The 21,433-nt window shown below is 40.3% G+C and carries 19 protein-coding genes; 3 read left to right on the top strand and 16 right to left on the bottom strand.

Annotation, left to right across the window (positions count from 1 at the left end; genetic code table 11):
• Positions 1–33 precede the first annotated feature (33 nt).
• A complete protein-coding gene (locus tag IEV91_RS00520) occupies positions 34–915 on the top strand; it encodes a DMT family transporter (RefSeq protein WP_188494994.1) in 882 nt (293 codons plus the stop codon).
• A 75-nt stretch (positions 916–990) separates the two neighbouring features.
• Here the strand turns inward: IEV91_RS00520 and IEV91_RS00515 are convergent, their stop codons facing one another.
• Positions 991–1,644: an NUDIX hydrolase gene (locus IEV91_RS00515; protein ID WP_229745331.1), complete on the bottom strand. Its 654-nt coding sequence runs from the start codon at positions 1,642–1,644 to the stop codon at positions 991–993.
• Positions 1,645–1,773: 129 nt separating this feature from the next.
• On the opposite strand from IEV91_RS00515, the gene IEV91_RS00510 reads away from it, so the two are divergent.
• Complete coding sequence (locus IEV91_RS00510) at positions 1,774–4,452, top strand: YhgE/Pip domain-containing protein (protein WP_188494992.1); 2,679 nt, start codon at positions 1,774–1,776, stop codon at positions 4,450–4,452.
• Positions 4,453–4,789: 337 nt separating this feature from the next.
• The gene (locus tag IEV91_RS00505) at positions 4,790–5,461 is read left to right on the top strand and encodes a cupin domain-containing protein (protein WP_188494990.1); all 672 of its coding nucleotides are present in this window, start codon (positions 4,790–4,792) and stop codon (positions 5,459–5,461) included.
• A 602-nt stretch (positions 5,462–6,063) separates the two neighbouring features.
• Here the strand turns inward: IEV91_RS00505 and IEV91_RS00500 are convergent.
• The 15 genes from IEV91_RS00500 to IEV91_RS00435 form a co-directional block, all read right to left on the bottom strand.
• The gene (locus IEV91_RS00500; RefSeq protein WP_229745330.1) at positions 6,064–7,068 is read right to left on the bottom strand and encodes an alpha/beta fold hydrolase; all 1,005 of its coding nucleotides are present in this window, start codon (positions 7,066–7,068) and stop codon (positions 6,064–6,066) included.
• Between the two features lie 79 nt (positions 7,069–7,147).
• On the bottom strand, positions 7,148–7,972 hold the full coding sequence (locus tag IEV91_RS00495) for a DUF4097 family beta strand repeat-containing protein (protein ID WP_188494988.1): 825 nt from the start codon (positions 7,970–7,972) through the stop codon (positions 7,148–7,150).
• Positions 7,965–8,525, bottom strand: a complete 561-nt coding sequence (locus tag IEV91_RS00490) for a DUF1700 domain-containing protein (protein ID WP_188494986.1) — start codon at positions 8,523–8,525, stop codon at positions 7,965–7,967. Before IEV91_RS00490 ends, IEV91_RS00495 begins: the two co-directional genes overlap by 8 nt.
• Positions 8,518–8,841, bottom strand: a complete 324-nt coding sequence (locus IEV91_RS00485) for a PadR family transcriptional regulator (RefSeq protein WP_188494984.1) — start codon at positions 8,839–8,841, stop codon at positions 8,518–8,520. The genes IEV91_RS00490 and IEV91_RS00485 overlap by 8 nt, the downstream gene beginning before the upstream one ends.
• 533 nt (positions 8,842–9,374) lie before the next feature.
• Positions 9,375–9,884: a GNAT family N-acetyltransferase gene (locus IEV91_RS00480; RefSeq protein ID WP_188494982.1), complete on the bottom strand. Its 510-nt coding sequence runs from the start codon at positions 9,882–9,884 to the stop codon at positions 9,375–9,377.
• 105 nt (positions 9,885–9,989) lie between these two features.
• The gene (locus IEV91_RS00475; RefSeq protein WP_188494980.1) at positions 9,990–11,195 is read right to left on the bottom strand and encodes a macrolide family glycosyltransferase; all 1,206 of its coding nucleotides are present in this window, start codon (positions 11,193–11,195) and stop codon (positions 9,990–9,992) included.
• Between the two features lie 256 nt (positions 11,196–11,451).
• Positions 11,452–12,381 (bottom strand): aminoglycoside phosphotransferase family protein, encoded by a 930-nt coding sequence (locus IEV91_RS00470; RefSeq protein WP_188494978.1) that lies wholly within the window; start codon positions 12,379–12,381, stop codon positions 11,452–11,454.
• Positions 12,382–12,490: 109 nt separating this feature from the next.
• Positions 12,491–13,282, bottom strand: a complete 792-nt coding sequence (locus tag IEV91_RS00465; protein ID WP_188494976.1) for a phosphotransferase enzyme family protein — start codon at positions 13,280–13,282, stop codon at positions 12,491–12,493.
• A gap of 129 nt (positions 13,283–13,411) precedes the next feature.
• On the bottom strand, positions 13,412–14,119 hold the full coding sequence (locus tag IEV91_RS00460) for a metallophosphoesterase family protein (RefSeq protein WP_188494974.1): 708 nt from the start codon (positions 14,117–14,119) through the stop codon (positions 13,412–13,414).
• Positions 14,120–14,524: 405 nt separating this feature from the next.
• A complete protein-coding gene (locus tag IEV91_RS00455) occupies positions 14,525–15,604 on the bottom strand; it encodes a Gfo/Idh/MocA family protein (RefSeq protein ID WP_188494972.1) in 1,080 nt (359 codons plus the stop codon).
• 101 nt (positions 15,605–15,705) lie between these two features.
• On the bottom strand, positions 15,706–16,734 hold the full coding sequence (locus IEV91_RS00450; protein WP_229745329.1) for a sulfatase-like hydrolase/transferase: 1,029 nt from the start codon (positions 16,732–16,734) through the stop codon (positions 15,706–15,708).
• A gap of 96 nt (positions 16,735–16,830) precedes the next feature.
• Positions 16,831–17,181, bottom strand: a complete 351-nt coding sequence (locus IEV91_RS21555; RefSeq protein WP_229745328.1) for a sulfatase-like hydrolase/transferase — start codon at positions 17,179–17,181, stop codon at positions 16,831–16,833.
• A gap of 73 nt (positions 17,182–17,254) precedes the next feature.
• Positions 17,255–18,550, bottom strand: a complete 1,296-nt coding sequence (locus IEV91_RS00445; RefSeq protein ID WP_229745327.1) for a sulfatase-like hydrolase/transferase — start codon at positions 18,548–18,550, stop codon at positions 17,255–17,257.
• 111 nt (positions 18,551–18,661) lie between these two features.
• Positions 18,662–19,483, bottom strand: a complete 822-nt coding sequence (locus IEV91_RS00440; RefSeq protein WP_188494968.1) for an MBL fold metallo-hydrolase — start codon at positions 19,481–19,483, stop codon at positions 18,662–18,664.
• A gap of 34 nt (positions 19,484–19,517) precedes the next feature.
• Positions 19,518–21,263 (bottom strand): glycoside hydrolase family 35 protein, encoded by a 1,746-nt coding sequence (locus IEV91_RS00435; protein WP_188494966.1) that lies wholly within the window; start codon positions 21,261–21,263, stop codon positions 19,518–19,520.
• Positions 21,264–21,433 lie beyond the last annotated feature (170 nt).

The following is a 21,433-nucleotide window of genomic DNA, read 5'->3' as shown; positions in this document are numbered from 1 at the left end:
TTTTATTTCGTATGTAAAGTAGGAGAACACAATTTGAGATCACCTTTGATAACTTATGGCCTTTTATTATTTGGCGTTTTTGCTTTATCCACTTCGGCTATTTTTGTAAAATTAGCTGATGCACCTGCGACGATGACTGCATTCTATCGGATGTTTTTTGCAACCTTTATGGTGCTTCCCTTTCTTTTTTTAGGAAAAGGCAACCGTACTGAATTACGACGACTATCAAAAAAGCAATGGGGACTTGGGCTTTTATCGGGACTTTTTCTTGCCAGCCACTATGTCTTGTGGTTTGAATCGTTAGACTATACTTCTGTTGCCAGTTCAACTGTTCTCGTCACACTTCAACCGCTATTTTCATTGGCTGGCGGATTTTTTCTATTTAAAGAACGTTTTAATAAAGGGGCGATACTAGGTGTCATCATTGCCATTGCCGGTAGTATTGTGATTGGCTGGCAAGATTTCCAGATAAGTGGCCAAGCCTTATTTGGCGATATCCTCGCGTTTATTGCTGCGGGGGTCATCACCGCTTACTTTTTTCTTGGTCAATATTTCCGAAAAAGCTTATCTCTTGTCCCTTACTCTATTATCGGTTACACGAGTAGCGCTCTTTGTCTTGGTGTTTTTGCCTTTCTTCAACACACGTCATTCTTTCATTACTCGGCAACAACATGGTGGGCCTTTCTAGGATTAGCCTTTATCGCGACCATTTTAGGTCAAAGCATTTTCAATTGGCTGTTAAAATGGTTAAGTCCAACCGTGATAACCATGGGTATTCTGGGTGAAACTGTTGGCACTTGCATCCTAGCTTATTTCATTTTAAGGGAAGCTCTATCTCTCCAACAATGCCTAGGCATCATGTTGATATTAATCGGTTTAGCAGTGTTTTTATTATTACAAAGAAAACGAGGCTAGGTTAACGGGAGAAGCCTGCGCCTCTCCCAACTCCAGCCATCATTGACTTCAAAATGACATCCCGCTCCCTCCTGCTTAGACACCTATGTACCTTCGAATCCCATTTAATACTGGGGTAAAATAGGCGCTATCATTGGAAACAAAACCTTTCTTACTTACAGATCTTGAAATCGAGTGCTTCATGCCTGCTTCATCGATTTCAAAACCTTCCACATGGACTTCTGCTAACTCTCCTAACCATAACGCATAGAATTGGCTAAATTCTACTTTAACCATGCCTGAGACTTCCTCCGCCTGTAATGAAAAGTCATCTAAGGAAAAAGGGCTTTTGTATAGAAAGACATTGGCGATTTCTTTGTCTATAAAAGTTCCTTTGGTAGCAGTGGTGGCTATGACCCCTAAAGGAATTAGCGACTCTATTTGAACATCGATCCCTATCTCTTCTTTAATTTCCCTTACACCATCACTTACCGTTTCACCGGCAAGTAAGTGACCCGCGGCTGTAATATCAAACAAATTCGGATAATCCTTTTTGCGCCAGCTCCGCTTTTGGAGATAAATATACGGCTCCCCTTCCTCTTCACTTACAAACCAGCATTGAAAGACCTCATGCCAATACCCTAATTTATGAACGTCTTCCCTTGTCGCTTCGCCTATAGGTGTTCTATGTTCGTCAAATATTGTTAATTTCTCACTCTCCATACTCATATCCTCTCCTCTTTTGGACATCTGAAATAGCCTCCTTATTCCATTTAAAGCGACTTTATAGGTATGTTCAAGTTTATGCTCTGTTTTTATAGTCATAAGAAGGCCGTTTGTTGGAACACTAAAGACATCTTGAAGTAAAGGTGATTCACAGTGAAATCTATCCTTCATATCTATAAAACAGATTGGCTTAATATCATAAAAATACCGATGGCTTTATTTTTAATCATCGGCTTGATGATCCTCCCTTCCCTCTACGCCTGGTTCAATTTAAAAGCAGGCTGGGACCCTTATGGCAATACTTCTAAAATTCCCATTGCGGTGACCAATTTAGACAAAGGAGCCACTATACATAAAAACAAAATCACGAAGACCATTCATGTAGGGGATGAAATGGTTGATCAACTGAAGAAAAATCATAGTCTGGGTTGGACTTTTGTGAGCCAAAAAGAAGCTGAACGAGGGGTCAAGCATGGCGATTACTATGCCAGCATCCTCATTCCAAAGGACTTTTCTAAAAACATTTCATCCATCATCGCTAAAAGCCCAACTCATCCTAAAATTGTATATACTGTTAATGAAAAAGTTAATGCTATTGCTCCAAAGATAACCACCACTGGGGCCTCAACCATTACTGAAAATCTTAATGAAACAATTGTTCGTACGGCAAGCGAAGCCCTCTTCACAGAATTCAACAAAGTAGGGATTGAACTTGAAAGGGAGCTTCCAACACTTAGACGTTTAAAAAGTCAAATTTTCGAGTTACAAGCCCGACTTCCAGAGATTAAATCTGCTGGAGAGAAAATCCTTGCCTTTGAAAAGAAGCTCCCAGAGATAGATCAAAAGGCACAAAAAATCCTGACGATTGAAAAACTTCTTCCCGATATAGAAAAAGCCGGTCAAGCCTTACTACAATTAGAGGAAAGGCTGCCAGAAATTCAGAAGGCAGGAGATGATCTTGCAACCCTACAATCGCGTCTGCCAGACATTCAATCTGCCGTTAATCGCGTGGTTGCCATCGATCAAAGCTTCGATCATTTAAGTAAGAGCTTTAATCAAGCGCTAGCAAATGTTCAAGCCATTTCTCAAGTGATTCAGAAGGCTCAATCTGGATTGAACGAGCTTCAGTCATTAGCAGAAAATGGGGAAAGTACGGCGAGTGGTATCCATCAATTCCTTCAAGCCAATGATCAAACGTTTCAGACGCTTACTCCCGTCATTCAACAAAATCTGCTGCTTATCCAGCAAACGAATGATGGCGTCGCGAATACTGCTCAAGCCTTACGTTCTGGAGACACGCCGCCCGATGTCAACGCCCTTTCCAAAATGCAAAATCGCCTGATCGCGAGTCGCGATGCCAGTCAACACTTGGAAAATTTAATAACCACACTTAACCAGCTCATGCCGAGTGCTCAACTTCAAGCCCAAGAAAAAAGCCTGCAAGCACTCGTGAAAAATCAGGATCAACAAATCAACACCATGACAGCTATTCAAAAGTCCATGGCTCAATCAGGTAGCACCTCTAGCTCTGATAATGAACACCTGCTGGCTTTAACCGAGCAAGCAGACCGCCTTTTGACTTCGATAACTAACGATTCTCAGGGGCTTTCACCAACCGTCAGTCAAGATATTCAAAAACTTATGACTCAAGCAGAAAACGCCAATCAAACATTGAGCCAGTCTCAATCGGAAATCCCCAAGCTCCAATCTCTTTTAGATGAAGCGAATCAGGCCGTGGCTTTCGGTCATGGGGAGCTCGAGCGGCTGCAAAAGGATATGCCAAACATTCAAGCTAAGATCCACTCCTTAGTTGTAGGCCTTCAAGAAAAAATGCCCGGACTCATTAAAGGAGTGAATCAGGCAACTGCTTTTATGAAAAACGATTTTCCAAAGCTCGTCCCAAAAATCCATCAAGCCGCTCAATTTGTTCGTCAGGATCTTCCTGCCACCGAAGCTGATATCCACAAACTTTCTGACTTTGTGCAATATAAGTTACCCGAAGTCGAAGTGACGGTCCATAAGGTTGCAGGGCTCGTGCGCCATGATCTTCCCGAACTTGAACGCTCTCTTCATAATGCCACATCTAAAATCAATGCTTTTGAAAAGGAGAACAATCTTGGTGATATTATTGAACTTTTGCGCCACAATATCCAAAAAGAGAGTGATTTTTTGGCACACCCTGTCCTTTTAAAAGAAAAGAAGGTCTTTCCCATTCCTAATTACGGTTCAGGGATGTCCCCATTTTATACAACCTTATGCTTATGGGTGGGGGCTCTGTTGCTTGTCTCGCTTTTAAGAATAGATGTTGAAGACTCCAACCAAAATTATCGAAGCTACCATATCTATTTCGGGCGGCTGTTAACCTTTATTACCATCGGTCTTTTTCAAGCACTTATTGTCACAATAGGGGACATGGTTCTCTTAGGTGCCTATGTCAAAAGCCCTTTTTGGTTCGTTATTTTTGCATTGTTCGCAAGCGTCGTCTTTATGACACTCGTGTACACCTTTGTTTCTTTATTTGGAAATATCGGCAAAGCCTTAGGCATTATTTTATTGGTGCTGCAGCTCTCCTCTGGCGGAGGGACTTTCCCGATTCAGGTTTCTCCTCCCTTTTTTCAAAGCATTCATCCCTTCCTGCCTTTCACTTACGCCATCAGCCTTATGAGAGAAGCGGTTGGGGGAATCGTGGGCGCCATCGTTTTAAGGGATAGCCTATATTTAGTATTCTTTTTAGTCATAGCGATTCTTTTAGGGGTCATGTTAAAGGGACCTCTGCAAAAATATACACAGCGCATTACCGAACGAGCGAAGGAAAGTAAACTTATTCATTAATATGAAAAGCGGACATGAGGATTTTTCAGTTAAAAAGATACAAGAGCTCCTTCTTGAATGACTAAGTTTGGAGTTCTTTCGCTATTAGAAAACTTGGCTTATACTCCATTGCTTCGCTAAGTACAGCCTGAGGTTCAGGCATACGCCTTCACATATTAATGGTGTCGCCAAGCCTTCATGGCGAAAGCTAAAGTTGCACTTATAAGGTCTTCCATAAAGCTATACCTCCGACATTATAAAAATAAAGTGTTATGTATTATCCTTATTTAAAGACTAATATTCACTTATTTGCAGCATAAAATGGAAATGTGTGACACTCAAAAGGAGGTCTATGTGGATGAGTCAAGAGTTAACTTCTCCCTCTTTAACGCTTTTCGCAGATGCTAACCAAACGGTGAATTACCGCCGCGACACCCATAACTACATCACGCAAGTCTTTGCCCAGGAGCTTCCCGCTATTCGAACGGGTCTATTTAATGTTCATATGAGTCAGGGGATCATTATTCAGCCCCATTGGCATACGAATGTGACTGAGCTGGTCTTTCTGATCCATGGTGAAGTCATCACATCCGTTTTTAATCCCTTTACCCAACAATTAATGACGTATCATTTAAAACCCGGTCAGGTCTCAGAATTCCCAAAAGGATGGTTTCATTGGATCGTTGCACTTACCAATGATGTTCATCTGCTCACACTCTTTGACCAGCCAACCCCTGATATTGTCTATGGCTCTGACTTTCTGCGGTTTACACCTAAAGAAATTATGCATCTCGCCTATTGTATCAACATGGAGGAATATGAACAGGCGATTGCACCCGTAAAAGAATCCCTTATTTTAGGGCCACCGCCTGGATGTCAGTCTAATGCACCTTATCAACAGCTTTCCATCAATCCTAACCAAGCAACATCCCCATCAGCCTATCCCACTCAAACCAACACAGCCTATTATACAAATTATCAAACCCCTCCACAGTCCAATCATTATAGACCCTACCCCTATTCCTATTAGTGATAGAGAAAAAGATTTTTTACTTAAAAGTCAGTAGTTATAGCCAGTATTGTAAGAAGTGGGTGTTGGATAATAAGGATGTCGATGCACAGCATTGGAATGATTCGCTGTATTCATATTGGGATAATGCGATGGATAAGCATTCGAATACGGGTTGGGTGTGTTCCCTTGGTTGGTAGGATTCGATGAGTTAAGACATTCGTCCGTCGTTCCATGGAAGGTATTCATTAGGGCTGCTATTGCTATAGATTGCGACATAACTTGAGAAGAGTTATGAGGGGTTAATAGTGTGGATTTCCGTAGCAGTGCTTATGTGTGGTGAGTTACGTCGCATTTCCTTCAACTCCTAACAGTCAAGATTTAAGAAAAGCACCATTCATCTAGCGTAAAGTTTATCAAAAAAAGGGCCTTTGACTGGCCCTTTTTTGATACGAGGTCATGAAGTCACGGAAAATATAACCGCAAGATCCTCCTCCATAAAGTGATATCAGATTTTTCAGCACCTGCTGTTGAACACTACCACCCGAAAAGATTTTGCACAATTTCTCTGTTCTTAAAAGCCTTTTTCCCATGGATTCAGCATCTTTTTTTGTAGCTAACACTCATTTTACTTTTACGAGGCTATTAATGAATATTTTGCTATGAGTTGCAATGGTTTCATACTTGAAATCCTGAACATAGTGCCCGCAATCAAGTAGAATCTGTTGACTATTATTTACTTTTGAAAGATAGTCTTTTTGATAGTGTTGCCATTCTTCCCGAGCAATTCCTGTCCCAGCACCATTTGATGTAAAAAACAACATAGGAACCTGTGGTGGTGGCATCTCATTAACCTTTTGGGCATTAGCTTTAACACTTTCCAGCTCATTGATCATTGGTTTTGTTTCTGTTCTTCTATAGAAGACTGCTTTATAAATATCTTTTTCATGATTCGTTAGAGTTCCCCCTTTAATTGCGGGTTCACTGTTTATCATAGAGGGAATGAATCTTGTGACACCCATTTTAGCTCCTAATGAAAACAAATCGAAAACGAATGTGGTTTTTGGCATTTGAATGTTTCCATAGGCAGCTGGAACAGCTGGATCTAACCCTACAATCGCGGAAACTTCATTCGGATACTTTTGTGCCCAATATTCGGCCTCTAGCCCAGACATAGAATGTGGAAAAAGTATATAGGGTGGTTTCTCACCAGCTAGCTTTAACGCTTTTCTTGTTTCATCTAGAACTGTATCAATATCTCTTGGAGTATCTGCAACATCACTAAATCCATAGCCTATTCTCTCTGGCACTGCAATTCTATAGCTATCACTTAATCGAGAATACAGGCTTTTGAAATCCAGAATTGGAGAAGCCGTACCTCCTCCAGCTAGAAAAACTAAAGTGGTTTTACCCTTACCTCCTGTGTAAACACTCATACTATGTCCGTCTACTGTAACCATTTTGCCCAATGGCTTAAATAATTCAGACTCCTGATTCAATTTAACTTTATGATTAATAAAGCTAATTAAAACGGCTATCAATAAAATCCCGATAATTACTGCTAAAACCAAGCTCGATATCTTTAGGGTCTTTCTCATTATTGCCTTACCCTTAGACTGTTCTGCCATTTCATCTACTCCTATCTTTCTTCTTGCTCGCGTTTCCTCCTTATATCAATCATTTTTTATTTTAATAACAAATGACCTTTTACTGGCCCTTTGCTTTACTTATTGTTATCGATCCATTATCCGTCGATAGTTTTATTAGATTTTTCCCTTTACCGACGACGGCATCATCTTTATAGAGATTTAAAAGGTTAATGTGTCCGTTGTCAACATGTACATCAAACCTTACATTCGTCGGTTTTTTCTCGGTAATAATATCAATATGCCCATTGTCGCTATCTAATGTAATAGGACGATCAATATCATGCGTCTTAAGTGAGATCTTGCCATTGTCTGTTTTGCCTTCAATAGCCCCTTCAACATTTGCCATGATTATTTTCCCATTACTAGAACTAACATTCACCTGTTTAGACTGTATATTATTGAGCTCAATCACACCATTATCAGTTGATGCTTTTAAATCTTTTGCTTCCATATTTTCAAGATGTACGCGACCATTATTATTGTTAATATGCAAGGCATTATATTGCTTTTTAGGTAGTGACACTTTTAAGTTAAGTTTGGTGAAGATATCACTAATATTAATAAGTTGAAAATGCCACTTCGACTTTAAATGAATCATTAAAGTCGATCCCTTAATTTCTGTTGTCAATTGATAGTTATTCGCTTCCGTTTCTTTTCCTGTCAACTCGATTTTTGCTTTGGATCCCGTTGTAGGAACAACTTCAACCGTCGCATTATCGGTTTGAAATTCCACGGAAGTATAGCGATTCTCTGTTATCATTTTTGTTTCTGCAACAGCATGTGTTTTATTCGTCTGATGGAAAGTTAGGAGACAGCCGATAACCCCAACAACGATTAAGAGGGTTGCCACCCATGATAGCTTCTTAATCTTTAATTTAGTCACGTTTCAAACCACCTTTCACTAGTGAGGCATTGTATTTTAAATAACGAATAAAGCCTTTCGCAATATACTTTGTAGCGTGCAACATCCCCACTAAAATAAAGATCCCTAGTCCACACAGCAAAATAGAACTAAACAGATTGAATAGATTAAAGGCGCTTGGGGTTATAGCAAGATCAATCAATACAAGTAACGGTGAAAGGATAAAGGATACTCCCACTGCCCAACCGGCAATAACAACACCTGCAAAACCAATAAATGGTCCAAGCACAATAATAAGGTTAAAAAAGCTGAGACCAATGACGGCCCAAACCGCACGCATAATATTTCCTGTCGTTGCGGTTGCTTCTAATTTTTCCAGATGATATTCGGCAAGTAATTCCTTAGCAATGTGTTGAGGAGAACCAAGTCCCGAAGCAATCTCCTCTTCCGTCTTCCCTTCTTCAAGTCCGAATGCAAAATGCTCCTTATAATCTCGTAAAATATCTTCGCGTTCTGCCGCCGTTAAACGTTTTAAAGAAGCCTCCAGTTCCTTTAAAAAGCGTTCCTTAGTCATTGCTTACACCTTCTTCTATTAATTGATTGACCCCATTTGAAAATTCCTGCCATTCTTTAATCAACTTATGCAAATAAAGACGGCCCTTTTCTGTTAACGTATAATACTTTCTCGATGGTCCTTCAGTTGATTCCTTCAAATAGGTTGTAAAGTACTCTTCCTTTGTTAACCGTCTTAATAATGGATACACCGAGCCTTCCGAGATTTCGATTCGATCGGAGATCTTTTGTACCAATTCATAGCCATAGCGATCTTGTTTATCTAATAAAACAAGCACACAAAGCTCTAGAACCCCTTTTTTAAACTGTACATTCAATGTCATCACCTTATTCGTTTATATTTAGTACTGTTTATTATACAGTACCTGGTTGCAAAAGCCCTTAACTGTTTACACTATACCATCAGGTACTGTTCATTGCAAGGTACTATTTTATATTTTTATAAAAAGTATATCCATTGGTCAATGAATAACCTCAGAATCCTAAAATGCAGGCTTAAAAAATCGATTTTGAATCAAGGTGTTCAAAACGTATTCTTTCCATCAGTCCCCTACTCATGAAGCTAAAATAGGTTGTCTAGAATACGAACACCACGCCCCCAAAGAGTAAAAATTAAGACCAATGCACTCAAAATGAGTGCATTTTTTATAACGTCAGAATTTATAGGTTAGCGGAAGACCTTATAAAGGGAACTTAGGCTTTCACCTTGGCGACAACCTTAGTGTGTGAAGCTGTATGCCTGAACATCAGGCTGTGCTCAGCGAAGCGGTGAAGTGCAAGCCAAGTCTTCTAAGGCAATTATCAAAGTAAAAGAGCTTTCCTTGCCCCACCTTTCCCTTACGAAGTAAAATCAAATGTGACGATAATATCTAAGGGAGGTGTAATTTTCCCCCTCTATATTTCCATATCCATTCTGCTCAGATTTGGATACGAATCCTTTGGCCTCATAGAAAGGTATGCCCTTTTGGTTTCCTTTCGCAACAGACACCCATTGTTCAGTAGCGTTAAATACTTCTTTTTGTTGGCTTGTCAAAGCATTCAATAACATCGTCCCGATCCCTTCACGGCGTCGATTAGGCTTTAGATATAATACAAAGACTTCTCCTGCCGTCTCAGCGATCATGCCGCCTCCAATGGCACCTATCACTTTGCCCTCTTCTACAGCAACAAAATAACCTCCCCATTCCCTGCTTGTTTCACTCACTTCCTTTTCAATTCTTTCGTGATTATAAAATTCCTTTATTATTCTTTTAATATAGTCTTCACTCCGTATACCTTTATAAGTCGCCCAATAACCATCACTACAGACCTTTGCAATTCCTTCAACGTGACGTGAATCTGCCTTAATAATCTGTATCATATGTATGTCTTCCCCCTTCCATTGAATAGCCCTATCCTCACTAGAATGGGAATGTCTTATAGACCCTTGCCGCCCCCACTTTAAGTGTATAGCTCACAATCTAACTTAAATAATATTTTTACTCCTTTTAAATTGGAAAATCTCATTCACTGCCTGGTGATATCCTCCAGCCTTTTGAAAAGATTTCTTTAGATTCGCGACAGTACTATGGAAAGAGGACTGATTTAATACTTTGTCCGCCGCTTGACGCAGTTGGTATGCCGTCAAACCGTCCATTTGCATTTGAATACCCGCTCCAATTTCGGTTATTCGCGCAGCAATCATTGGTTGATCCGCGCCTTGTGGTATGACAATTAACGGCACTCCGTAATAGAGACTTTCATTGGTACTATTCATTCCTCCGTGTGTAATAAATAACTTTGTATATTTTAGTACTTCGGTTTGTGGAACATAGGCTTTCACAATAAAGTTTTGGGGGAGCTCTCCCAAATCAGAGCGTTGAATCTGATTCCCAATGGACATGACAACTGTATGATCGCTATCAGCAAATGCTTCTAAGCAAAGCTTGTAAAACTCAAGCGTGCGGTTAAAAACCGTCCCAAGCGAGATATAAATGGGACTTTTTTCTTTGAGGACATCAAGATTAAAACTATCCTTATTCATTCGTGAAAGGATAGATGGACCGACAAATTTATACGTTTGATCAAAGGCTTGTCCAAAAGGTTGAAACTCCCTTGTCGTGTAGACTAGAGTAAGTGGGGCTGGATTACAAAAAACTTCGTAAGGAGAGGGTATCTCTACACCATACTTTTCCTTTATCATCGATGTCAGGCGATTAAATTTATCGTTAATAGGTTTAAGTCTTTCTTCAGGGATTCCGCTTAATTGCTGTTCCAATTTGCTATCAAAGGATGTCTTTGTCTCTGCAAAGGAAGTGCAAGAATTGATTGCCGGTAGCTCAAGAATTTGAGCAAGGAAATACCCGCAACCAAACATGGCATCATGGATCATATAATCAAAATGTTCTCCATTAATCTGTTCAAGCACACTAGGTATGACAATATCAGCAGTAAGTAATAGACCGTTTATTCTTTCAAGTGCACCATTTCTTCCACCGGAAAGAAAGGCTTTGATAAACTTTTGACCATCTATTGTTCGGACAATCGCTCCCGTCCTCTCTAGTCGCTCTCGAAAAGCTTCTATCGTAAAGTAAACAACCTCTTCACCGCGCGAAATAAGCTCTTGGACAACTCCGAGAGTGGGATTGATATGTCCTTCTGATCCTGGATTAATAAATAAAACACGTGCCATTTCAACCACTCCTTGAACACACATTTGTAAGAATAGGGGCGCTTCATCATCCCTTGGCAGCCCAAGGCCTTTCTTAGCTAATCGTCTTACTCTCTATTTATTCAACAAAAATAGCCATCTCCTTTTTGAAGAATGGCTACCCTACTTGAACAAGCCTATAGTCAAAATCTTAATCGCCCCGTTCACCGTGCCACAAATCACATCATTTTAAGATGCAATACTTAAAAATGCCATCCACCACTTTGAAAATAGCACCTTATAAAGCCTCCCAATAGCCTTTATTATTGAGGTTTTTAACACACCACTGATAATGGCCATCTTCACATTTCGGAGAGTATAGATTTGCAGTAAGGAAGCTATAAATCAAAACATATATATATAATCGTTTTCTAACACTTTCACTCAATGTTGCAATAATGATGTTTAAATACCTTTCATATAGATTGGCTTTTAATTCATTATACATATCAAGGCAGACCCAGCCTATCGCAATATCAAATAAATGGTCACCGTACATCGTCATGATTCCAAAATCAATAAGTCCAGTCACTTTTCCATGCTTGTTTGCCAAGAGGTTTCCAGGATAAAAGTCTCCATGAATTAACGAATACTCCCCTTCATAGCCTGATGATAAAAAGGCTACTAATCGATTGACTTTTTCATTGTAATGCTGGACATCTCTTTTAAAATAACAGTCTAGTTCCCCTTTTTTCCTAATCACCATTTCTTTCAAAGCAAAATACCAGTTATCGGGTGCTTCTGATGTCTGATTTTCATTGAACAAAACGAAACCTTCAATATCAGACTCAACTTTTGCAGATTTTAATTCTAGATTGGCATTGAGATAGGTTTCCATCATCTTCGTTTGTTCATTGACAGTCATATCTGAGAATAAACGTTGCATATTGCTACCCCGCATTCTTTTTTCAATCGTAATGACCATGCCATTCTCATTATAGATATCATAAATATACGGAAGTTCATAGCTCAAATCACTTGAATCGATTTTCGAGTAGAATGCTTTAAGGACGGTTTGCTTCCGATAATCGGACATCTCATTATATACTTTCAATACTTTTTCATGGTCATATAAATAAACTTCGCATTCCATGCCCGATCCAATAAGCTGCGCTTGATCCACATGAAATTTATCGAGTAGTATTGATTTAGGATCGTCTTTGTTCATCTCAACACCTCAAAGTTTCCATTTTAAACAATCCATCGGTGATTTAAAAAATCCGCAAAAAAAATCAATCTCTGATTGATTCAACGTAACCGTTAAAAAACACCTCCCATTAAATCCATTCCTGCCCATGTTCACGAATAAACTTAATATCGTTTTGATAATGTTCAAGATGCCCTTCATCTACCATCTTTTGAAAAGCAATATCACCTTCACTAACTTTTCTTTTAATGGTTTGACATAACCCCTCCAATCGGAGTAATACCATTTCCAAATAATCTTCGTCTCTTCCATCTCCGTAAGATTCAAAAAACAATTTAATTCTTTGTTTTATCCGGTTGGCATGCTGTGATGATTCATAATAAACTTCCTCACCTGTTTCAGCAATATAAAATCGACTTAAGGGGACGCAAGTATAAAGAGTATAGGCGATGTCCCAAAGTCTTGGACCAGGTCCAGCAACATCAAAATCAATAATACCAACGGGTCTTTTATGATTAAAAACAATGTTATATCTAGCAAAATCATTATGGCATAATACTTCCACTTTATTGGGTGTATTATCTATTGGTTGCCATTCATCTGTTAATGGAAAATCACACACAGCATCATGGTAATGGCGAAGCATCTTCGCTATTTCTTCCAAAGAATCATCAGACCACATGTATTCTTTTAAAGGATCATTACCAGCTTCACCTTCAATAAATGATAGTATCTCTCTTCCCTTTTCATCAATACCCAAGTACTTTGGTGCATAATTAAAACCTTTGTTTTCTAAATGTTTTAATAGCCTATGAATTTTGGTACTCCCTGGTTTTAATTCTCGACGCACAGTATCTCCCAGACGATAAACGCTAGAGACATTTCCACCTGTTAGCCTTTCTTCATTTTCATGATTTGACAACTAGATCCCTCCTTCCTCTAAATACTTTGTATAGAAAGCAAATCATGATCAATAAAATATCCTGAGCTTTAACTACACTTAGAAACAGTTATTCTCCATTTTCAAAATAGTCCCTAATAGTGAATAGCATCAAGGTCCTTCAGTCGGTGGGTTTAAAACATGGTCGGCGAAATCCCTTGCCATTGGCACCCCTGACTTGAGAATGTGTTCTGCTGCAAGCTGATAATTATATTCTGTCTCACGCAACGCTACATCAGGACCAAGTATGGCCCAACAAGCGCCTCTTGCAGCACTTTGAAGCCCAACGCTTCCCGCATTAATAATCCTTTTACCTTTTATCCTTCGGTCAAACTGAACATGGGTGTGACCGCAAACGATAATGTCTTCTTCTACCGAATGAATCATCGGTTCAATCTCTATTTCTGGAGTAGCTTTGCGAATCGCTTCTTCATCACTTCTCGGTGAGCCATGAACAAATAAGACTTCACCTAATCCATCGATATGTAGCGTCACCTTTTCTTGTAAATTGTTAAGGAATTCGAGTTGAGATTTCGTCAATTGGTCTGTGCACCACTGATTGATTTCGGCTGTTCCCTCATCGAGTCCTTGTTCAACACCATATCGTCCTGCCACTTCTCTATCAGCATTTCCTTTTATAAAAAGAACATTGCCCTCAAGAGCCATCAGCCGCTCCATAACCAATGCAGGCTGTGGTCCCCAAGCCAAATCCCCACCAACGACAATGGTATCAACGTCACAGTTACGGACTTCTTCCAAAACAGCATTTAGAGCAAAATCATTGCCATGAATGTCATAAATCGCTGCGACTTTTCTCATCCTTCTCTGCCCTCCCGTTTAACCTATATAGGCTCTTCAACGCTCATTAATAATCTAAAATTACAAAGCACTCTGAAAAACATTATTGGGATTTTAAAGTTGAAGATTGCTGATCTCAACAAGCATCCTCTATCTTAATATGAGGATTTCTAGAGTGTAATGCCTTTAAAAATTCACTCTTTTGGGGGAGATCTTAACACTTTTTTGCTGGAGTGCTTTGTTATAAAAAACTCAATACTTTTGAAGGCACCCGTCAATCTTATGCAAGATCAATCAGCATGACCTTTCCTAGCTTGTTTTAAATACTACCCTCCCCACCCACCTTTAAGAATGCTGTATATAGAGAAGAAGGCCGAAAGTATGTAACACCTTCGGCCCCTCATGTTATACAATGCTAATTTCATCTTAAAAATAGACAGCTTCCCCAGTTCTAGAGGATTCATAGATTGCTTCTAAAATCTGTGTCACCACTAATGCCTCTTCTGGTTTAACAACCGGTTCGGTATCATTGATGATACTTTCAATCCAAAGACGTGCTTCAAGATCGGCATCGCTTTCGGCTTTACCGTCATAGAAGGCTACCCCACCTGCACCTAATTCGACCTGAGTAGTATAGAGCTTGCCTTCATTTTCACCATTAATGCGCAAGCCATCTTTCATATCCGCTCCGCCTTCTGTACCCGCTAATGTACATTGAGCTTCGCGAACGTCTAAGGAATTAAGGGCCCAGCTTGATTCCAAAACAATCGAAGCTCCGTTTTCCATCGTAATAAAGCCGAAGGCAGAATCTTCAACAGTAAACTTCTTAGGATCCCATGGTCCCCAAGCATTAGCCGCATTTTCTTTTTGACCAAGTTTGTGATAAGTCGTTCCTAAAACAACTTTTGGTTTATAGTTATTGAGCATCCATAATGTAAGGTCAAGGGCATGTGTCCCAATATCAATAAGTGGACCGCCGCCTTGCTGCTCTTCATCAAGGAACACTCCCCATGTTGGCACCGCACGTCGACGAATCGCATGCGCTTTAGCAAAATAAATGTCACCAAGATCGCCTTTCTCACATACGGTATGTAAATATCGGCTATCTTCTCTAAAGCGGTTTTGGTAACCAATGGTAAGTTTTTTTCCTGTTCGCTTGGCAGCTTCGACCATTTTCTGAGCCTCAGCGGATGTTTTAGCCATCGGTTTTTCACACATGACGTGTTTACCTGATTCAAGCGCAGCAATTGAAATCTCTGCATGAGATGCGTTTGGTGTACAAACATGAATAACATCTATCGAGCCATCCTGCAAAAGCTCTTTATAATCGGTATACACCTTTGCTTCTTCAACACCATATTCCTGAGCTGCCTTTTCAGCTCTTTCTACAACAAGGTCGCAAAAAGCAACGATTTCAGCCTGCTCGACCTTTGCTAGACTAGGCAGATGCTTTCCATTTGCGATGCCCCCGCAACCAATAATTCCTAAACGTAACTTTTCACTCATCCTTCAAACCTCCATGGAAAAATAATTTATCTCTTATTCTATTAAGATATATTAAATGAAGAAAAAATGTAAGCGTTATAACTCAATTTATGAAAATTTTTTTATTTTTCCTCCTTATGAGCGATGTCAAATCGTTCATATTGTTCAGAAGGGGCATCATGTTTTCGCATTAACGCTGCCATATGATTGACCATAAGTGCTTCAATATCAGGGTCTTGTATGGGATGTAACTGCTCCGGATCCTTTTCTAAATCAAACAACAGAGTGTCTTGAAGATAGGGATTAACCAACGTATTGGCCTTTATTTTTAGTACCTGACAGCCTTTTGTAAAACGAAAAGGTGCTACTAATTCCATATTGGACAATTCTTCAATATTAAATCTCCTATTCATATGTGTAGGAAACAAGGTATATTCAAAAAGAGGTTCATTATTGGCAGTTACCGGTGCTCTCATATAAACATATCTGCCATCGGTACAATTCAACTGCCCCCCGTGAATACCAAATAAAGCAGCCTCTCTCGCCTTAACTTTTGATCGGATGACCTCCCCTAATGGCGTCCCTTCCACATCAGGAGTAGGCTCTAATCCGAAGTAATCTAACAATGTCGGTGCTATATCTATCGTTTGAACTAAGGCATCTGACCGTTCATTTTTCACATTATATCTCGGATCCCATATAAAAAGAGGGATATTGACAATCTCATTATAAAGGGGCTGAATGTTTTTTCCCCACCATTCTTTCTCCCCAAGCATAAAGCCATGATCCGTATTTACAATCAACATCGTATCTTTCCAAAGATCATAGCGGTCAAAGGCGTCTAGGACCCTTCCTAAAGAATGATCACACATACTAAGTAACGCCGCATATTCCTTCACAACGTGGTCAACTTCTTCAGCATTCTCATTCACCTTTCCATAATCAGGCCAGTCAAAATGCTTACCACTATACTGATGGGGATATAAATCTTTATACTTTTGTTGTGTGAAATAAGGCTCATGAGGATCAAAGGCTTCAATTTGTAAGAACCAATCATCTTCATCATGATTACGCTCAATAAACTCTAATCCATGGGAGAAAGTGACAGTTTGTGGATGTTTCTCTTCAGTATCCATAAACTTCCGATTCACTCAATCATGACGCCATAAATCGCCTGTTCTGCGGGTTAGGGTTTCAGGAATATCCGGTTCAGCCACGACGCCTTTCCAGTGATCACCTTCTTGCCCTCAAGCAATCTCCCACGAATTATATCTTGTATGATAGGTCGCGCCACCGTCTTCTAAATAATGCATATGATCTGTTGCTAGATGCGTATAGATTCCCTTGTTCTTCAAAAGATCAATCATTGAATCATCAAAAGGTTCTATTGGCCCCCAACTCCGGTGCAAAAAATTATATCTTCCCGTGTGGAGTTCCCTTCTTGCTGGCATACAAGGGAGACTCCCCGCATAGCAATTATCGAAAGTCACACAACGTTCTGATAATTTTTCGAATTGTGGGGCATGAACCCAATCACAGCCATAGTTTGGAAGCATCCGCCTGTTTAAAGAATCAAACATTACCATAACTGCACGCATTGATCAATCATCTCCACCCTATAAATTTTAATAGTCACTTGTGCAAAAAAGGCTAAATCATAGTGGTAACACCTTATAATACACCGATCTCAATTGACCATGCTTCAAGGTCTCGTTCCAGTCGGGCAGCTAGATCTGGATATTGGTCGACGAGATTCTTTTGCTCTCCAGGATCCGCCTCCATATCAGAAAGGTGCAGGCTATCTGCCACTTTTCTATCAAAATCTAGCATGCCATCTTTAACAAGCTTCCACTTTCCTTCTCTCACCGCCAATTGTCCACTATATTCCCAAAACGCTTGTTGATGCGGACTCTCTGCTCTTTCAGTCACCATAGATAAGATATTTTCTCCATCCATGTCTTGAAGCTCATGATCATCCACACCACAGATTGCCGATAACGTGGGAGCGATATCCATCATCATCCCGACTTCATCACACACCTGACCTCCAGGAATGACTCGTGGATAGCTCAAAATTGCCGGCTCGCGAATGCCACCATCGAACAAGCTCCCCTTATGTCCGCGGAATTGTCCAGCACTGCCTCCAAAATAAGGCGTTTCTGTGCCATCGAGATAATTACGAGATTCAGTAGATGGGCCATTATCACTTGAGAAAAATATAATAGAGTCTTCATATTTATCAATACTGCGTAAGGTTTTTACTATTTCCCCGACTCCATCATCAACCGCAGCAATCATAGCGGCCATAATACGCTGCTCGGGAGGTAAATCCGGAAAGCGATCAAGATAGTGCTGTGGTGCATGCATAGGATAATGGGGTGCATTATAAGGCACGTAAAGAAAAAAGGGGTCTTCGGCATGTTCCTTAATAAACTGAGTCGCTTTTTCCGTAATTACTTCAGTCAAATAAGAGCCATTGTCCCAAACTTCCTTCTCATTGTGCCAAAGATCATGGACCGGGTTAACCCCGTTCGCCTGCTGCCAATAAAAAATGTGAGAATAATAGTCGACACACCCAGCCAGAAAACCAAAAAACTCATCAAAGCCGTGAGCATTGGGACTATTCTCAGGTGTCACTCCCAAATGCCATTTTCCAAACAAGCCTGTCGCATATCCTTCCTCTTTTAATCGCTTCGCGAGAGTTATTTGGGAAGTGGGCAAACCTTCTGTTCCACGTTTACCACCAAGAATTTGACTCACCCCTGTCTTATAAGGGTGTTTTCCCGTTAGTAATGCCGCTCGAGAAGGTGAACACACCGGTGAATTAGAGTACCAGTTGGTAAAACGGACACCCTCTTTGGCCAATTGATCGAGATAAGGTGTTTTCATCGTTTTTGAACCAAAACAACCTAAATCCCCATATCCCAAATCATCGCAATAAATAATAATCACATTAGGTTTACCCAATCGCCGTTCTCCCCTTTCATTATTCATTCTCCATTAATCTAACGTACATCGTACCTGACGCCCATTGGCCAAAGATTTCATAGGAAGAGGTGATCAAACGCGCCCTATATTTTATAGATAAACTGTCATCCCATCATAAGCGACCTGGATATCGTAGGGCTTAAAGGCTTCGACGAAGTCATCATGAACAAGCTCGGCGTTATGCGTAAAATGTGTGGCAATAATTTGACCCCTAGCTTTCAAAATTCCAGTCCTTTCAAAGGCACTTTGGACTTCTAAAACGGTTTCAATACACATGTGATTTCGACTTCGTTTATTCGAATTATAGCCGCCGGTACAATCTAGGATGGCAAGATCAAGTGGTTTGGTTTTCAACCATTCCCATGTCTCGTCAGGAAACCAGCCCGTGTCATTTCCATATAGGATAGTTTTGCCATCCTTTTCAATATAGTATAGCAAGCAAGTTTCCATTGGATCATGGTCAGCAAGTAAGGGTGTAATTTTAGCTGTCTGTGTCTGTACTTCCTTGAATGGAAGGACGCGGTGATAGGCAAACCGTTTGCCCTCTTGTAACGTTGGTAACGCTAGCCTACAGCCCTGAATCGCTAGATCGTTTCCATAAATATGTAGCGGTTTATCGATCCCGTGAGCAAACCCTTCAATACGCATTTCCAAATCAGCAGGATTATAATGATCACAATGTGTGTGCGTGATAAGTAAATCCTCGACTTTAGACAAATCGATTCGGTCGCGAAGAGCATGGTAAAACGAATCCGGAGGATAATCTACTTTTAAAGTTTCATCGATCAATACTGAAGTCCTTGAACGAATGTTACGGCCGCCAAGATGTCTTGTTTTTTCACAAACCTCGCAGTGACAAAAAGGGTTGGGAACACCTTCAGCCGCTGCTGTTCCCAGAAAATGAACTTTCATTGTTATCTCTCCTTATATTCTTAGATTCATAGTCTTATCCCAACACAGCCGAATCGCGAAAACGTACGACAGGTTCCTCCGTGCCATGTAATTCAAAGATGACAAGATCATTCTCACCTTTTTTTAATAAGGGCCCAGGAACATATAACGTTTTTTGTGGCCCAATCTCCCAATAGCGGCCGAGATTAAAGCCATTGATAAAAGCGACCCCTTTTGTCCAACCTTCAAGTTCTAAAAAGGTGTCTCCAATGTCATCAATATTAAAAGTCCCTTTAAAAAAGCCTGGTCCCTCCATCATATTATCTTTTATCTGTTCAAAGACCAAAGGCGATACATCCTCTAAGGGTAAGGCATATATGGTCCAATTGTATAAAAACTGTTGCCCGAGTTGAATCCCCTCTGTTACCCCTTTGCGATCACGTAATTGCGGGCCATAATTGATCCGTCCCATATTTTCAACTAAAACATCAAGCTGTCCACCTTCTTCTGGAATGTCTAAAACAACAGTAGAGGGTTTGCCACGTTCAATAACGCCTTGATAGCTGCCATCTAAGAATATCAGTGATCGATCATGAACTTCCCGAATATTAAGCGTCATAGAAGTTTTAGGGCCACTAACTTTCGTTCGATAAAGAATAAATCCGTAATTTTGCCCCAATTTTTCCATCGGTTCGGGATGGGTACGCTCTACGGCTTGACTTAACTGCTCCAAGGACGCAAATAACTGAGCATTTTCAGTCAGTTTAACAGCGCCATAAGCCCTTTTGGGAATGGGATCAGGAAGTTTAAGCTCACCAATTTTTTGATAGCTTGCGAGGACCTTTCGGACAGCATGAAACTTCGGCGTTACATCTCCTGCCTCACTTAATAACGAATCATAATCATAGCTTGTGATTGTCGGTTCGTAGTGCTCACTCATATTAGCTCCACTGTAGAATCCAAAATTCGTCCCCCCATGAAACATATAAAAATTGACAGAAGCACCCGCTTGCATCATCTCGTCAAAAGTTTTAGCTGCATCATGCGGTTCTCGAGTATGGTGTTTCTCGCCCCAATGGTCAAACCATCCATTCCAAAATTCCATACAGACTTTTGGTGAACCAGGACGATACTCCTCTAATTTGTCAAAGGCTTCAGTTGCCCTTGAGCCAAAATTAACTGTCGCCAGAATACCGGGAACAGTTCCTCCTTGGAGCATAAAATCAGTCGGTCCATCCGATGTGAATAAAAGAACATCAATCCCTCTTTTGATCATCGCCTCTTTTAAATACGTTAAATAATCAAGGTCATTCCCATAGCTACCATACTCATTCTCAATTTGCATGGCAATAATAGGACCTCCATTTGTACTAAGTAAGGGTCCTAACTTTTCCATTAAAACATCGTAATAGCGATCAACCCTTTTTAAAAAACGTTTATCCGATGAGCGAATGCGCATGGTATCATCGGCAAGTAACCAAGCAGGAAGCCCCCCAAACTCCCATTCTGCACAGATGTATGGGCTGGGTCTCACAATGACATGGAGATCGAGGCTTGCCGCCGTTTCAATAAATTGGACAACATCCGCCATGCCTTCAAAGTTGAACTCATCAGGGTTAGGCTCATGAACATTCCATGGAACATAAGTTTCGACTGTGTTAAACCCACACGCTTTCAACTTCAGCAACCGATCCTCCCAATATTCAGGCACCACTCGAAAATAATGGATGGCCCCTGATATTATTTGAATTGGTTTTTCATCATAAATGAATTGATTGCCTCTATAACTTAATTTCGCCATATCACTTCAGCTCCTATTTAAACAATTCCAATAGCATAAATATCCTAAAATAATAAATCCGATCTACGCTAGACCATCCCCTGATTCGTGCACCTTTCTAAAGCCAAAGCCTGATTTTGTGACTTAGACTTGCTCTTTTGAAATTGGCAACACTTTTTGAAAGGACCAAT

It is taken from the genome of Pullulanibacillus pueri (assembly GCF_014639255.1).
GTDB classification, from domain to species: domain Bacteria; phylum Bacillota; class Bacilli; order Bacillales; family Sporolactobacillaceae; genus Pullulanibacillus; species Pullulanibacillus pueri.
The sequence above is the reverse complement of the archived record's forward strand: the minus strand, read 5'-3'. Positions and strand labels throughout refer to the sequence as shown.

Excerpts from the sequence above, each read along its gene's own strand:
- IEV91_RS00505 (WP_188494990.1), top strand. The coding sequence starts at position 4,790 with ATGAGTCAAGAGTTAACTTCTCCCTCTTTAACGCTTTTCGCAGATGCT.
- IEV91_RS00490 (WP_188494986.1), bottom strand. The coding sequence starts at position 8,525 with ATGACTAAGGAACGCTTTTTAAAGGAACTGGAGGCTTCTTTAAAACGT.
- IEV91_RS00460 (WP_188494974.1), bottom strand. The coding sequence starts at position 14,119 with ATGAGAAAAGTCGCAGCGATTTATGACATTCATGGCAATGATTTTGCT.
- IEV91_RS00500 (WP_229745330.1), bottom strand. The coding sequence starts at position 7,068 with ATGGCAGAACAGTCTAAGGGTAAGGCAATAATGAGAAAGACCCTAAAG.
- IEV91_RS00455 (WP_188494972.1), bottom strand. The coding sequence starts at position 15,604 with ATGAGTGAAAAGTTACGTTTAGGAATTATTGGTTGCGGGGGCATCGCA.
- IEV91_RS00440 (WP_188494968.1), bottom strand. The coding sequence starts at position 19,483 with ATGAAAGTTCATTTTCTGGGAACAGCAGCGGCTGAAGGTGTTCCCAAC.
- IEV91_RS00435 (WP_188494966.1), bottom strand. The coding sequence starts at position 21,263 with ATGGCGAAATTAAGTTATAGAGGCAATCAATTCATTTATGATGAAAAA.
- IEV91_RS00480 (WP_188494982.1), bottom strand. The coding sequence starts at position 9,884 with ATGATACAGATTATTAAGGCAGATTCACGTCACGTTGAAGGAATTGCA.
- IEV91_RS00470 (WP_188494978.1), bottom strand. The coding sequence starts at position 12,381 with ATGAACAAAGACGATCCTAAATCAATACTACTCGATAAATTTCATGTG.
- IEV91_RS21555 (WP_229745328.1), bottom strand. The coding sequence starts at position 17,181 with ATGCGTGCAGTTATGGTAATGTTTGATTCTTTAAACAGGCGGATGCTT.
- IEV91_RS00475 (WP_188494980.1), bottom strand. The coding sequence starts at position 11,195 with ATGGCACGTGTTTTATTTATTAATCCAGGATCAGAAGGACATATCAAT.
- IEV91_RS00515 (WP_229745331.1), bottom strand. The coding sequence starts at position 1,644 with ATGTCCAAAAGAGGAGAGGATATGAGTATGGAGAGTGAGAAATTAACA.